At 62.7% G+C, this 14,347-nt stretch carries 11 protein-coding genes; 1 reads left to right on the top strand and 10 read right to left on the bottom strand.

The window, feature by feature from the left end:
* Positions 1-13 precede the first annotated feature (13 nt).
* The 5 genes from uxaC to ABIB44_RS17300 form a co-directional block, all read right to left on the bottom strand.
* A complete protein-coding gene (uxaC, locus tag ABIB44_RS17320) occupies positions 14-1,462 on the bottom strand; it encodes a glucuronate isomerase (protein WP_354585930.1) in 1,449 nt (482 codons plus the stop codon).
* A gap of 392 nt (positions 1,463-1,854) precedes the next feature.
* Complete coding sequence (locus ABIB44_RS17315; RefSeq protein WP_354585929.1) at positions 1,855-2,676, bottom strand: sensor histidine kinase; 822 nt, start codon at positions 2,674-2,676, stop codon at positions 1,855-1,857.
* A complete protein-coding gene (locus ABIB44_RS17310; RefSeq protein ID WP_354585928.1) occupies positions 2,655-3,146 on the bottom strand; it encodes a hypothetical protein in 492 nt (163 codons plus the stop codon). The genes ABIB44_RS17315 and ABIB44_RS17310 overlap by 22 nt, the downstream gene beginning before the upstream one ends.
* A gap of 218 nt (positions 3,147-3,364) precedes the next feature.
* On the bottom strand, positions 3,365-4,129 hold the full coding sequence (locus ABIB44_RS17305; protein ID WP_354585927.1) for a hypothetical protein: 765 nt from the start codon (positions 4,127-4,129) through the stop codon (positions 3,365-3,367).
* A 130-nt stretch (positions 4,130-4,259) separates the two neighbouring features.
* On the bottom strand, positions 4,260-7,001 hold the full coding sequence (locus ABIB44_RS17300) for an alpha-L-rhamnosidase-related protein (RefSeq protein ID WP_354585926.1): 2,742 nt from the start codon (positions 6,999-7,001) through the stop codon (positions 4,260-4,262).
* A gap of 119 nt (positions 7,002-7,120) precedes the next feature.
* Between ABIB44_RS17300 and ABIB44_RS17295 the strand changes: the two genes are divergently transcribed.
* On the top strand, positions 7,121-7,555 hold the full coding sequence (locus tag ABIB44_RS17295; protein WP_354585925.1) for a DUF4174 domain-containing protein: 435 nt from the start codon (positions 7,121-7,123) through the stop codon (positions 7,553-7,555).
* A gap of 41 nt (positions 7,556-7,596) precedes the next feature.
* On the opposite strand, the gene ABIB44_RS17290 is transcribed toward ABIB44_RS17295, so the two are convergent.
* The 5 genes from ABIB44_RS17290 to galK form a co-directional block, all read right to left on the bottom strand.
* A complete protein-coding gene (locus ABIB44_RS17290; protein WP_354585924.1) occupies positions 7,597-9,516 on the bottom strand; it encodes a DUF294 nucleotidyltransferase-like domain-containing protein in 1,920 nt (639 codons plus the stop codon).
* Between the two features lie 198 nt (positions 9,517-9,714).
* The gene (locus ABIB44_RS17285) at positions 9,715-10,431 is read right to left on the bottom strand and encodes a 3'-5' exonuclease (protein WP_354585923.1); all 717 of its coding nucleotides are present in this window, start codon (positions 10,429-10,431) and stop codon (positions 9,715-9,717) included.
* A gap of 163 nt (positions 10,432-10,594) precedes the next feature.
* The gene (locus ABIB44_RS17280; RefSeq protein ID WP_354585922.1) at positions 10,595-11,626 is read right to left on the bottom strand and encodes a LacI family DNA-binding transcriptional regulator; all 1,032 of its coding nucleotides are present in this window, start codon (positions 11,624-11,626) and stop codon (positions 10,595-10,597) included.
* Between the two features lie 226 nt (positions 11,627-11,852).
* Positions 11,853-12,902, bottom strand: coding sequence for a UDP-glucose--hexose-1-phosphate uridylyltransferase (locus ABIB44_RS17275; RefSeq protein ID WP_354585921.1), 1,050 nt, complete (start codon positions 12,900-12,902; stop codon positions 11,853-11,855).
* Positions 12,903-13,061: 159 nt separating this feature from the next.
* Entirely contained in the window at positions 13,062-14,249 is a 1,188-nt protein-coding gene (galK, locus tag ABIB44_RS17270; RefSeq protein ID WP_354585920.1) for a galactokinase, read from the bottom strand.
* Positions 14,250-14,347 lie beyond the last annotated feature (98 nt).

The following is a 14,347-nucleotide window of genomic DNA, read 5'->3' as shown; positions in this document are numbered from 1 at the left end:
GCAGGATATTCAATTACCCAGCCACTGCCGCTACGACCGCTGCTTTCGTCTCAGCAGTTTTGCCGAAGCCGAAATACGCCTTGGCATTGCCGTAGCAGATGTTCTGCACCATGCCGCCGAGCAGCCCCATATCGGCCGGCAGCTCGCCGTTCTCCACGTCGGTGCCCAGCAGGTTGCACAGCACGCGGCGGAAATACTCGTGGCGCGGATACGAGAGAAAGCTGCGCGAATCGGTGAGCATGCCCACGAAGCGCGCGAGCAGGCCCATGTTGCTCAGGGTGTTGAGCTGTTTTTCCATGCCGTCTTTCTGGTCGAGGAACCACCAGCCGGAGCCAAGCTGCACCTTGCCCGCCACCGAGCCGTCGTTGAAGTTGCCCACCATCGTGGCCATGAGCTCGCTGTCGGCGGGGTTCAGGTTGTAGATAATGGTTTGGGCGAGCTTATTCTGCCCGTCGAGGCGGTCGAGGAAAGCGGAAAGGGCGCGGCCCTGCGGGAAGTCGCCGATGCTGTCCCAGCCCGTATCCGGCCCCAGCTGGCGGAGCATACGGCGGTTGTTGTTGCGCAGCGCACCCAGGTGGTACTGCTGGGTCCAGCCCTTTTCCCAGTCCATTTCGGCCAATAGCACCAGCAGGGCCGATTTCAGCTGGGTATTCTCAACCGCCGTCAGCTCCTGCCCCGCCCGGATTTTAGCGAAGCTGGCTGCCACTTCGGCGGGCGTGTAGGACGCGGCGTAAAGCTGCTCCAGCCCGTGGTCCGACAGGCGGCAGCCCAGGCTGGCGAAGAAATCGTGGCGGCGGCGCAGGGCCGTTTCCAAATCGGCCAGCGTGCAAATGTCGATTTCGGCCACCGCGCCCAGCTTATCGAGGTAGGCGTTGTAGCCGGCGGCCTCGTCCAGGGCCATGGCTTTATCGGCGCGGAAAGTGGGCAGCACGCCAATTTCGAAGCCCGAGCCGGCCAGGGCCTGGTGGTGTTCGAGCGAGTCGGCCGGGTCGTCGGTAGTGCAGAGGGTTTCCACCTGCATCATCCTCAGCAGGTTGCGCACCGAGTACTCGGGGGTTTGCAGCCGGGCGCTGCACTCGTCCCAGATGCGGCGGGCGCTGTCCTTGTTCAGCAGCTCGGTAATGCCGAAGTAGCGGCGCAGCTCCAGGTGCGTCCAGTGGTAGAGGGGGTTGCGCAGGGTATAGGGCACGGTTTCGGCCCATTTTTCAAACTTCTCCCAGTCCGACGCATCGCCGGTGATGTAGCGCTCGGGCACGCCGTTGGCCCGCATGGCGCGCCACTTGTAATGGTCGCCGTAGAGCCAGATTTGGGTGATGTTGTCGAACTGCTTGTCGGCGGCAATCTGGTCGGGCGGCAAGTGGTTGTGGTAGTCGATAATGGGCATCTGCTTCGCGTACTCGTGGTAGAGCAGGCGGGCCGTAGCAGTTTGCAGCAAAAAGTCATCGGACAGGAATGGCTTCATAATCAACGCGGATAAAGAGGCGGATATCGGTTGGAATAGGCGGCGTCAGGCCGCCGAAGGTAGCGGCAAAACCCACCCGCCCCGTTACCGGAAACGGGTCCTGAGGGAGGTTTATTTACGTAAACGGTTGCGGAAGCCACCCGAAAAAGGCGGCAGGCGGAGCAGTCCCGGGCGCGGGGCGGCCAGGCCCGATGCAGTCAGGGCTATGGCCGCAACCGGCAATGCCTTTGCTGGGCGCGACGACCAGGCCCCGGCACCCAGCGCTCCCAGAAGCCTTAAACCGGGCGTGCCGCACGGCCAACAGGCCCGCCAATCGCCAGGGCTGTCCCAACCCGTCGCGCCGGTTCGGGGCGTCTCGTTGATGCAGCCCTTGCCGGACGAGTTGGCACCAGCTACTCCATTGCCAGCGCGGGTTGGTCGAGCTCAACCAGCGTGCGGGTGCCCTCGCCCAGGGCCGTATGCTGCACCAGCCGCGCCCCCAGCAGCTGCACGCGCGCACCAATGCTGCGCAGGCCCACGCCAGCCCGCACCGCTACCCCGGCCGCCGCCTGAGTTTCCGACACGAAGCCGCAGCCATTATCCTCGACGGCCAACACCAGCTTCGTGCTTTCCTGATGCAGCCCGATGCGCAGGAAAGTGGCCCCGTGCGCGTGCTTGAGCGCATTGTGCACCAGCTCCTGGCAAATGCGGTACAGGGCCAGCTCGGCAGCGGGCGGCAGGGCGTGCGGGTAGCGCGCCTCAAAATGCACGGCCAGGCTATCAGAATGCCGGCTGAGGTCGGCCAGCCGCGCCAGCGCATTCACCAGGCCCACGCGGGCCAGGCTGGCCGGATAAAGCTGGTGTGAGGTGCTGCGCACGTCGGCCACGGCCGCGCCCAGCACTTCGCGGGCCAGGCCGAAGAGCACGGCCGGGTCGTCGGTGGCATCGTTGGTAGCGAGGCGCTCGACCAGCATCTGGGCCATGGCTAGGGAGGAGGCCACGTCGTCGTGCAAATCGCGGCCGATGCGGGCCCGCTCGGCTTCCTGCGCTTCGATAACGGCGGCCAGCAGGGCCTGCTGGTGGGCGGCCTCGGCCGTGCGCAGGGCCAGCTGCTGGCGGTAGAGGCGCTGCTGGTAGCTCACCACAAACCACACGAAGCCTCCCGCTACCAATATCATCAGGGCAATGCCACTCAGCAGCAGGGGCGCAAACGTTACTTCTGCGGGCGCAACCATAGAGCCCGAAGATAGCAGCTATGCAGCACGAAAAGCAGCACGGCGTGCACGAACCATACCCACAGGTTCAGCTCTTTGGAGTAGTGCGCCAGCAGGTAGTTGCTGAACAGCCCAATCAGCAGCTTGCCCAGGAAATAAAGTAGCAGGCCGGTCGATACCCAGAACATGGCATCGCGGGCCAGGTTGCGCACGTGCAGCTCGTTCAGCAACTTCCGGAAATACAGCCCCGGTAGCAGCAGCACCAGCAGACTCTCGCCTACCATCAGGGCGGGCTGGAAATGCGCCGGGTCCGGCAGCAGCCAGCCGCTGAGGGCGGCAACGAGCACAAAGGCCCCGGCTACCCACGGCCGCCAGCGCGAGTAAGCTGGCCATTGCAGCGCCCGCTCATACACCAGCGACAGTAGCCATAATTCAACGGCTGCATCGATGGGAATGAGAAATAGGTTGGGCAGATGTTTCGATTGCAACACGACAGCCATTATTTCCACCGTTAACCCAATCCAAACTAACACCGCAAGGTATCGCAGGTTAGTCGGCAGTTTCCGAAATAATAGCAGCCCACTCACCCCAGCCACTGCAAGCGGCAACAACTGAACCTTTGCCGCCAGATTCACCCAAAAAAAGGTATTTTCCATTATCTACCGTTGAAGGCACTGGCGTAAAGCGGCTGGTTGCGACCAAAACCGCCTTAGCATAAAGGCGGGCAGGGATTACCCATATTCACCCCCTCGTCGCCACCTTCCATCTTGCCGGCTTCCGTCCACAGCAGCAGGCCGAAGGTATGCACGAGCACATCGCCCTGGGGCTGCGACTGGTAATAGTCGTGCAGGTCGAATTCCAGGATAATATTTTCGTCGTCTAATGAACCGACATCGCGCAGCAGGCTGATGAACTCCTCTACCCCGTACGAATAGCCGCGCAGTGGGCCATAGCTGGTGGCAAACAATGCCGTCGATGCCCGGGTGACCTTGCTCCAGGCAGTTACCCAGCGGTCGGTCAGCACGTTGGGCATGTCGTAGCGGGCAAGGGCCCGCACGCGCGATTGCCGCACAGGCATGGGCTTCGAAGCGAGGCTCCTGGCCATGCGCTGTTGCTTTGGCAGCCAATACCTATCGGCCAGGTAGTAGGATGACACCCGCTTATCCAGGGCATCGGTGGCAAACAGGGCCAGCGTGAAATGCGGTTGCGCCCGCTCGTCGTACATAATAAGAAAGCGGGCCTTGATAGTCGCCGCACCGACGGTTGACACCAACCGCGCAATCTGCAGAGCCTGAAAATTCAGCGAGGCCAGTACGTCCTTCTTGTTCAACACGAAGCTCTGGGCCAGCACCGTGCCCGCCGGGTCGCTGGCAGCTACGAGCCAGTAGGCCGCCGCCTGGTCGTAGTCGTTTGGGTTGATGATACCGTCGTTTTTACCGGCCGGAACCGGAGTGGGGTAGGGTGGATTTTCCACGGAAGGGCTTTGCAGAAATGGTGAGGGGAAAACCAGCACCGGTAGCACTGGCCTGGCAAAGCTAATCTGACCACGACCATATTCAATTAGTTATTTCCTGCGTTGTACCCACTGTTTCGCGGCCCCGCCGCTACTCCACCCGGCGCACCCGCAGGTAGTCGAGCATGGCCTGGTTCACGGCGATGTTCATGTTCTGGTTGGCGGGCTCGTAGGCCAGCTGCAGGCGGGTGGCACCTTTCTCCAGCCGCACCAGCACGGGGTTCGAGAAGCCCCAGTTGCTCCACTCTTCCACGCCGCGCTGGGGCAGCACCACGGTGCCCAGCAGCTCGGAACCGCGCCGCAGCGTGCGAACCGCGCACTTGTTGTTGGTGTTGATGGGGCCGTTGCCGTTGGCGTAGCGGAAGTCGAGGGCGTAGACGCCCGCTTCGGGCACCGTGATGGGGATGGTAAGGGCCGTATTTTTAGTGGTCGTGGTTTCGATGAAGCCTTTGCCCGAATAGCCTTTGTAGGGCAATGAGGCTTTGCCGGCCACGGTTTCGAGCTGCACCAGTACGCCGCCGGTGGCCTCGCGGCCCAGCTCCAAGGGCTCCGAGGCGAAGGACTCGCGGCTGGCATCGTCCACGGCAATCACCTGCCAGGCGGCGAAGCCCTCGGCCGGCACGGCAAACGCTGTTTCGCGGATGGTGGTAGCGAGCTGGCCGTTTTTCAGTACCAGGTATTCATCGGCTCCCTCCACGGCGGGCCAGCGCAGACTACCATTGGCGAAGGTCACGGCGGGCGTTTCGGGGGCTACGCGGTCGGCCACGCGGGTTACGGGTGCGGGCACTGCCGTAGCCGCATCGGGCGCAGCGAGGGTTATTTTAAGGACGTGGCGGCCGGTGAGCGCACCCGACACGGCCGCGTCGGGCAGCGGCGCGCCGTCCATGGTAATGCTGGCAATGCTGCTGCCGGAGCCGTCCATTTCAATATCAAGCACGGCGCGGCGGTAGCGGAAGTTTTCGAGGCGGCGGTGCCCGGCAAAGGCCGTGGGCACGAAGGGCCGGAACACCAGCCGCTCGCCCTGGTACTGCATCCCAAACAGCACCTTGTACACCAGGCTCAGGCTGCCCGACAAGCTCCAGAGCATGTTGCTGGAGTTAATCTGGGTGCCGGCGTAGTCGCCGTTGCGGGCCACGAAGTTTTCCTTGTTGGTGAGGAACAGCGCCGCCGGCCGGTAGATGGCGGCCATGCTTTCCATCACCGAGGTTTCGTTGCCGGCCCGGGCGGCGGCCAGCGCCCAAAAGCTCTGCACGAAGGGCCACACCGCGTCGTTGTGGTAGGCCGGAATGCCCGGAATCTGGGGGTAGATGCACGAAATACCGAAGGGCGTGGTGGGCGTTTTGCTCACCACGGTTTGGGCCCGCTCGCCCTCGGCGATGCCAAACAACACGCACAGGGCCTCGCCCAGCGCCTCGGCCTTGGGCGAGAGCGAGAGTGCCGTGCGGCCGTACAGGTACTGGCCATAGTAGCCCTTATCGGCCTGCCACAGGTGCTGGTTGATGCCGAACTTAATGGCCTCGGCCTGGCGCTTGTACAGGGCAGCCTGGCCGGGCTGGCTCAGGCGGGCGGCCATTTGGGCCAGCACCACGTTGGCCTGGTAGTGCACGGCGTTGGTGCCCAGGGTTTCGCTTTGGTAAATGTCGGCGGGCTGCATCCAGCGCGGGTAGGTTTGCTCGCGCCAGTCCAGAAACGACGACTCGCCGCGCACGAGGCCCGTTTTTTGGTCGTAGGCATTCTGCACGTCATCGGCCACGCTCTGCTTGATGATGGGGAACACCTTGCGCAGCCAGGCCACGTCGCCGGTAGCCTGGTAGATTTCCCAGGCCGCCACGGCCCAAATCATGCGGTCGGTCGAGCACGGATAGGCCCCGCCGGTGCCGGTGTCCTGAATGATGCGGCCGTCGGGGCTCACTTTGCGCAGCAGGCTGTTCATGGCCACCTTGGGCTGCAGGCTGGCCTGCGCCAGAATGATGCTGTAGCTCACGTCGCGCGTCCAGACGCCCGCCCACTCCTTGCCGGTGCGGAAGGTGCTGTCGGGCTCCACGGCGCGGCGGGCCTCTTCCAGGGCCAAGTTGTAGAGCGCATCGGCAATAGGGTAGTCGGAGCTGTACTGCGGAAAATCGGCGGTATTAACCGTTTTCTGCCAGCTCGAGGCGGTGGTTTTGGCGGCCGCAGGCTGGTTCAGGGTGAGGGTGGCTTCGTAGATGCCGTCGCCGTTGGCATCGGTCAGCTCCAGCTCGGGCTTGTTGGTTAGGTTGTCGAAATCCCAGCTCAGGGGTGCGGTGCCGCCGGCCACGTACACGTGCTTGAAATCCTGCTGATAGATTTTATCGCCCTTGAAAGTCGTGAAGTAGCCGTCCTTTTTGAAGGCGGCCAGCACCGCCCGCATATCGAGCTGGATGCGGACCGGCGTATTCGGGTCTAGGTATTGGTTGGCCGCCACGGGCGTGGCATCCTGGTAGCGCTGGCCAAACACGATGGGCGGCGTTTCGATGGGTCCGCCGCCGGGCCGGGGCACGGCCAGCAGCAGGTGGTTCAGGCCGGGGGCCATCTCATTGTCCTTGCCGTTGATACTGAACTTAAACTCGACGCGCGGGCTCAGCCGGTCGTTCACCGGACTCACGTAGTTGGAAGTCAGCTGCGTAGCCGAGAGAGCACGGCCCTCGTGCGAACCCTGCACCACTTTGTCGCGGTAGAGGCTGTAAGCGTCGGATTGCCAGATGGGTTTCATCACAACGGGAGAAGCAGTGGTGGCCGCCGGCTTGGTCGTCTGGCAGGCGTTAAGCAGGCCCAGCGTGAGCAGGAAGCTGGTGGCAAGGTGCGTAGGTTTCATCGGGAAGAAGCCGCGAATAGGGCGCGGATATGCAAATTACGCGGTTCCGGCCTGCGCCGCACGAACGGAGCGAGGTAATTACGCGTCTCTACATCACTTCCGCACGTCAACGTTGCTCCATGAAAATTTCCGCTCTTATCGCAGTGCCGCTTCTGCTCGGCTTGTTCTTGCTCTTCACCGCCCAAACCCCCAACCCAGGGCCGTTGGAACAAACCCTGCGCGAAAGCCGCGGCCGGAAGCGCGTGCTGCTCATCGCCGCGCCCAATGCCGGGCAGGCCGATTTCAAAACGCAAAAAACCTTGCTGGCCGCGCACCCGCAGGAGTTGACCGACCGCGACTTTTTGGTATTGGAAGTGCTATATGACCAACTTTCACCAGTTGACCGCAATTACTTAATGCAGCGCATCGGCCTCAAGCTGCCCACGTTCTGCGTCGCCCTCATCGGCAAAGACGGCGGTGTGAAGGAAAAAAGCCGGCACCCCATGCAGCCCGCCGACTTATTCGGCACGGTGGATAAAATGCCCATGCGGCGCGAAGAAATGCGCCGGAAGTAGCCTGTAGGGGCGGAGTTATACCCGGCCAGGCTTGCCCGCTCCTACCCCAGCGACTTTGTGAACCCGACTTTAATCTTGAGCTGAAAATCGGCGATAACCTTGAAGATTTCCTTCAGCGTCACCTGCTCTACTTTGGTGAGGATGCTGGGGTCGAGGTAGTTGTCGGGCGCGGTGTGGTCGCGGATAATCTGGGCGGCCTGCTTTTTCAGGCGCACGCCCATCAGGTAGTAGTAGGCTTGCAGCAGCTCCTGGGTTTCGCGCTCCGTGAACACGCCCTGCCGGCGCAGGGCATCGAGGCGCTCGCCGGTGTTGGTAGCAAAAATGCGGTGCTTAAGGGCGTACATGCGCACCAGGTCGACGATGGGCGACATGGTTTTTTTCAGGTTGAACACCTGCTGGTCGCCGTGGGCGAAGGTGCGGATATTGCGGAAGAACGTGAGCGGCGGCTCGTACTGCAAGGCGTTCACGGCCAGGTAGTGGAAGAACCGCTCGTTGGGCTGGTCCAGCTCCACGGCCAGGAACTCATGCAGCTCGTCCATGATGCTGGCGTCGCCGTAGAGGTAGCGGCAGTCGAACGACGCGGCGAACTGCATGCCGTTTTCGGGATTGGTCTCGCTCATCCAGGCCACGTAGTTGCGTTTCCAGTGCGAAAGCGAGTGCGTCCACTTCGGGTTTTTGGCCATGAAGCCGCCGTCGCAGTAGCTGAAGCCGATTTCGTGCAGCTGGTCGCTTACCAATTCAGCGAATTTCAGAAAGTAGGCGCGCACCAATTCGCGCTGCTCGTTGGCCTTGTCTTCGTAAATAATGGCGTTGTCCTGGTCCGTGAGCAGGGTTTGCTCCTTGCGGCCCTCGCTGCCCAGCACCATGTACACGAAGCGGGCCGGCGGCGGGCCCAGCGCGGCAATGGCCCCCTCAATCAGCTTCAGGGCAATGGTATCGGATACCGTGGTGATGACCTGGTTCACGATTTCGGGCTTCACGCCGCGGTTCAGCAGCTGGTACACCATTTCCGGCACCTGCTCCCAGCGGCGGCGCAGCTCGGGCACGGCCTGCGCCTGCTTCACCGACTGGATAAAGATGAACGGCGACTGGGCCTGGTCGTCGGTCAGGAGCTTGTTGCGGCTGATGAAGCCCACGTACTCGCCATCGGTTTCGACCAGCAGATAGCGCGTCTTGGTCCGGAACATCAGCAGAATGGCCTCGTACACAAAGGCCCGCGAGCTGATGCTGACCACCGGCGCATCCACCACTGTTGAGACCGGCAGGCGGGCATCGGCCAGGCCGGCCACTACTTTGTCGCGCAGGGTAATGTCCGTGACGTAGCCGATAACCTGGCCGTCCACGTCGGCATCGGTGATGAAGTAGCAGCTGGTGCGGGCGGCGGCCATGCGCCGGGCCACCTCGCAAATGGGCACGTAGGCCGCGCACAGCAGCACGGGGCGCAGCTCCAGCGTTTCGAGGCGGCGGGAAAACAGCTGGTCCGAAGCCAGGTAACTGGACGCGGAGTTGCCGCCCGTAGCCGGGCGCACGAAGTTGGCGTACTCCTCGTCGAGCATCCGCCGCCCGTAGCGCGCCGTGAAGAAGTGGAAGAAGCCTTCGTAGCCCTGGCACAGGGCCAGAAACTCGCGCCGGTGCAGGAAGTACACGCGGGTGTCGCGCTTGGCCACCACCGTGCGCAGCGAGCGTTTCTTGTTCAGCAGCAGCGAGATGCCGCCGTAGCACTCGCCGCGTCGGGTGTATTCCACCACGCGGCGGTGCTGCTGGCTGTCGTAGAAAAACGTTTCGTACTCGCCCTCGATGATGATGTCGAGCCCACGCAGCTTGGTTTCATCCTGCAAATAGATGGTGGCTTCGCGCGGGTGGTGCACCTCCTGCAAGCCCTCGGCGACCTCGGCCAGCACATCATCAGGCAGCATGTCGAACGGGGCCACGGTGCGGAGGAAGGCAAGTTTGTCGGACATGGCAGGCGAGTAGTAGGTAGGGTTGAGGGTTGAGGGTTGAGGGTTGAGGGCTGAGGATTGAGGATTGAGGAAAAGGACGTCATGCTGAGCGTAGTCGAAGCATCTCTACCGCGTAACTAATCCAATTGATTCAACGAAGCGGTAGAGATGCTTCGACTACGCTCAGCACGACGTTTTTTCATTCATTCACTCCTTCCCTCACGCCAGCAGCCAAAACGCCAGCAGCACCAGCAGCACGGCGCTCACCAGCAGCCACGGAGCCACGCCAATTTGCAGGCGGCGCGCCGGGCCCAGGGGTTGCGGCAGGCCCACCGGCGGCCCTTGCTGGCGCATGGTTTCGTCGGTGATAATGCCCTGCCGCTGCATTTCGAAGAAGCAGCGGGCGGCGGCGTAGGCATCGGCGAGGGCATCGTGGGCGCGGGGCTGGGGCTCTTTGAACAACCGCTGGTAGAGTTCTGGCAGCCGCAGAAAACCCTGCGCCGAGTGCCGCAGCAACGGTCCCGTGGCGCGCATGGTGCAAAAAAGGGGCAGCCCGAGCAGTGGGTTGGTGAGGCCGGCCCGGTGGAAGCCCACACCCACCATGTGGAAATCGAGCTGCATGAAATGGGCCACCACCAGCGGCTGGTAATGCGTCAGGTCGCGGTGCAGACATTGCATCACGGCGTGGCGCGACTCGCCATTCTCCCGCAAAAAAGCCACCGTCAGGCCATGCACGCTGCCGGCCGCCGGGTCCAGGTCGTAATCGCTGGGCTGAATGTAATGGTTTTCGGCCTTCACCTCCGCGCCCTCACGGGTGTAGACTACCCAGGCCAGCTGCGCAATATGTGGCCAGTTGCCCCGGCTGGCATACGGCTGGTTCCAGTCGCGCGGGATGCCTGAGGTTTCGGTATCGACGAACAGGAGGTAGTCTTTCACAGGTTGCAGCAGCTGGAACTATCAGAACGTCATGCTGAGCGCAGCAAAGCATCTCGCGTGCCGCCACTAACTCTTTTTCAACGATTAGATTACTGCTGCACGCGAGATGCTTCGGCTGCGCTCAGCATGACGTTTTTACTTATTCCAAACTCAATCTACGCCCCTACCCCTTGCCCTTCAACGACGACTCCCGCTTCATCAACCTCGGCTGGATGACGACTTTGCGCGGAGCCACGGCCACATCGCCAGTGTCGTGCACCATTTCCATGAGCAGCTGCATGGCGGCCCGGCCCATTTCCTCGGGGCACTGGTCGACGGAGGTGAGGCCGGGCTCGGTGAGCGAGCAGAAGCTCTCGTTGCTGAAGCCGGCCAGCGCCATGTCCTGCGGAATGCGCAGGCCGCGCTCCTTGAGCACGCGCATGGCCCCGGCCACCGAAAAGTCGCTGGCCGAGAACACGGCATCGGGCGGGTTGGGCAGGGCCAGCAGCTGCGTCATACCGGTGCGGCCATCGGCCTCCCACATATCACTGAACAGCACCAGCTCATCCTCGACTTCGATGCCATACTCCTTGAGTGCCTGGCGGTAGCCCCCGAAGCGGTTGATATAAATCTGGAGATGCTGGGGGCCGCCGAAGTGGGCAATGCGCCGGCAGCCCTGCTCCAGCAGGTGCTTCGTGGATTGGTAGCCGCCCTGGAAGTCGTCGAGCTCCACCGCATTCAGCTCGGGGCTGTCCACGATGCGGTCGAAAAACACCAGCGGGATACCACGCTTCTCAATTTTATCGAAGTGGCTGAAATCGTGCGTGGGCCGGGCCACCGACACCAGAATGCCATCGACCTGCGCGTTAATCATGGTCACCACGTTCTTCTGCTCCTGCTCGTAGTCTTCGTTCGACTGGCAGAGCAGCACGTTGAAGCCGGCGCGGTTGGCCACCGACTCGGCCCCCTTCATCACCTGCGAAAAGAAATGGCCGTCGATGTGGGGCACAATCACGCCCAGCGTGTTGCTGTGGCCCTTGCGCAGGGCGGCAGCCAGGTGGTTGGGCTGGTAGTTGAGCTGCTCGGCCAGCGCCTGCACCCGGTCGCGGGTGGCTTTACTGATGCGCGAATGCCCGCTCAGGGCCCGCGAAACCGTCGACACGGCCAGGTTCAGCTCCTTGGCGATATCGGAAATGGAGGCTCGTTTTTGCGACAAAGCGGTGGGAATTTAGGGGTGGTGGGAATTCAAATGTAGCAGCCGGGACTTGATAAACCGACGAGCTCCAGCCGAAGTTGGCGGTCTGTGTCGAGCTTGGTACCAGCCCAATTTCGGCCGTTATGCTGAGCGTAGCCGAAGCATAACGGCCGAAAAGAGTAACTCTTTACTGCGACGGCAGAGATGCTTCGACTGCGCTCAGCATGAGTGTTCATTGAAAAGATGCTTATTCCACCGCGTCCTTATAGTGTACTTCCGACTGCTCGCGCAGCCGCCCGGCGCTGAACTCGGGCGTGATGTCGCGCTGCGGGTCGCCCAGCAGCTCGTAGCCCACCATGAACTTGCGCACCGTGGCCGAGCGCAGCAGCGGCGGGTAGAAGTGCAGGTGCAAATGCCACTCCGGGTGCGCCTGGCCATCGGTGGGGCGTTGGTGCAGGCCGGACGAATACGGAAAGGAAATACTGAACACGTTGTCGTAGCGAATGGTGAGGCGGCGCAGGGCATCGGCCAGCGCGTCGCGCTCGGGCTCGGTGAGCTGGGTCAGGTCCTGCACCGGGCGGCGGGCGATGACGATGGTTTCGAAGGGCCATACCGCCCAAAAGGGCACCAGTACCACGAAATGCTCGTTTTCGAGCACCACCCGCTCCTTTTTCTCCATCTCGATTTTGAGGTAGTCGCTCAGCAGCGTGCGGCCGTGCTCCTGGAAATAAGCCAGCTGGCGCTCCCCTTCCTTGGCGGGCTCGCCGGGCACGGTGCGCTGGGCCCAAATCTGACCGTGCGGGTGCGGGTTCGAGCAGCCCATCATCGGGCCCTTGTTCTCGAATATCTGCACGTAGTTGATGTCGGGCCGCGCGCCGAGCGTCGCAAACTCGCTCGCCCACAAGTCCACCACCTTCCGAATGGCGGGCGTGGTCATCTGGGGCAAGGTCAGGTCGTGGCGCGGCGAGAAGCAGATGACGCGGCAGATGCCCGACTCGGCCTCGGCCCGCAGCAGCCCGCCCTCGTCGATGCTGCCGGCAGGCACGTCGGCCTGCAGCGCACTAAAATCATTGGTAAACATGAAGGTGTCGGCGTAGGCCGGGTTCACCTCGCCACCCACGCGGCTGTTGCCGGGGCAGAGGTAGCAGCTGGGGTCGTAGGCGGGGCGCTCGTCGGCCTCGGGGGCCTCCTGCTGGCCCTGCCAGGGCCGCTTCGAGCGGTGCGGCGATACCAGCACCCACTCGCCCGTGAGGGCATTGAGGCGGCGGTGGGATTGTTCGTTAGAATCGAAAGGCATAAAATCAGTGAACAGTTAACAGTGAGCAGTTATCAGTTTTGGGCGTTGAGTAGTTGAGGTGAGCATTAAAGCAGCGCATTGGGGCACAAAAGCATTATCAGCGAATGGCACGCAGATTTTGCGCCGCACTGCTAACTGTTCACTGCTAACTGTTCACTGCTAACTGTTCACTGCTAACTGTTCACTGCTAATCTCCCCCACCCCATCCACAATCGTGGTTTGGTAAACTTCGGGCCGGCGGCCGAAGCGCTGTTCGTACACGGTGCTCACGCTTTCGATGAAGGCCTCCACTTTGTCCGGGGCCACCAGGTTGATGGTGCAGCCGCCGAAGCCACCGCCCATCATGCGCGCACCAAAAATGCCAGGGGCGGCCAGGGCGGCTTCGGCCAGCACGTCGAGCTCCACGCAGCTTACCTCGTAGTCGTCGCGCAGGCCGGCGTGGCTGGCGTTCATCTCGCGGCCAAAGGCGGCCAGGTCGCCGGCTTCGAGGTGGCGGCAGGCGGCCACCACGCGGGCATTTTCCTGCACCACGTAGGCGCAGCGGCGGAATACGGTATCGCCCATTTCGCCACGGCAGGCTTCGAGCTGCTCCATGGTGGCATCGCGCAGGGCCGCAATGTGGGGGTAGTGCTGCTGCAGCACCGCCACGCCGCGCTCGCACTCGCGGCGGCGGGTGTTGTATTCGGTCGCAGCCAGGCTATGCTTCACGCCGGTATTCACGAGCACGATGCGGCAGGCCTGGGTATCGAACGGGAAATACTGGTAGTCGAGCGAGCGGCAGTCGAGGCGTACGACCTGGCCGGCGCGACCAAACAGGCTGGCAAACTGGTCCATGATGCCGCACAGCACGCCGGCGTAGGTATGCTCGGCCAGCTGCGCCATGCGGGCCAGGTCCATTTTCTCAAACCCGGTTTTCAACAGCTCATTCAGGGCGTAGGCCAGGCCGCACTCCACGGCGGCCGACGACGACATGCCCGCGCCCATGGGCACGGTGCCGGCCAGCACGCAATCGAAGCCCGGCACGGCCACGCCGCGCTGCTGGAACTGGGCCGCCACGCCCAGCAGGTAATTGGCCCAGTGCGTGTCGGTGGGGCTGATATCGGCGGCGTTGGGCAGCTCCAGGCTTTCGGCGAGGTCGTGGGCGTAAAGGCGGATGTGCTCGCCGCCGTTCAGGCCCACGGCAAACACCATTTCCTTGTCGACGGCCGCCGGCAGCACGAAGCCAGCATTATAATCGGTGTGCTCGCCGATGAGGTTGACGCGGCCGGGCGCGCGCACCAGCAGCGGCGCGTAGCCGTAGCGTTGTTGGAAATCGGCCTGCACGGCCTGGGCCAAAGAGTCGGACATGGGATAGCAAGCGGAAAGAAAGGGGTGAGGTAAAACTGCCAGCCAACGGCTTACAGTTTACGCAGGAGGGCGCAAAAATGCCGGCCTGCCCCGGATTC

It is taken from the genome of Hymenobacter sp. UYCo722 (assembly GCF_040547115.1).
Taxonomy (GTDB): domain Bacteria; phylum Bacteroidota; class Bacteroidia; order Cytophagales; family Hymenobacteraceae; genus Hymenobacter.
Note: the sequence above shows the minus strand (reverse complement) of the source record. Positions and strands in the feature narration are given on the sequence as shown.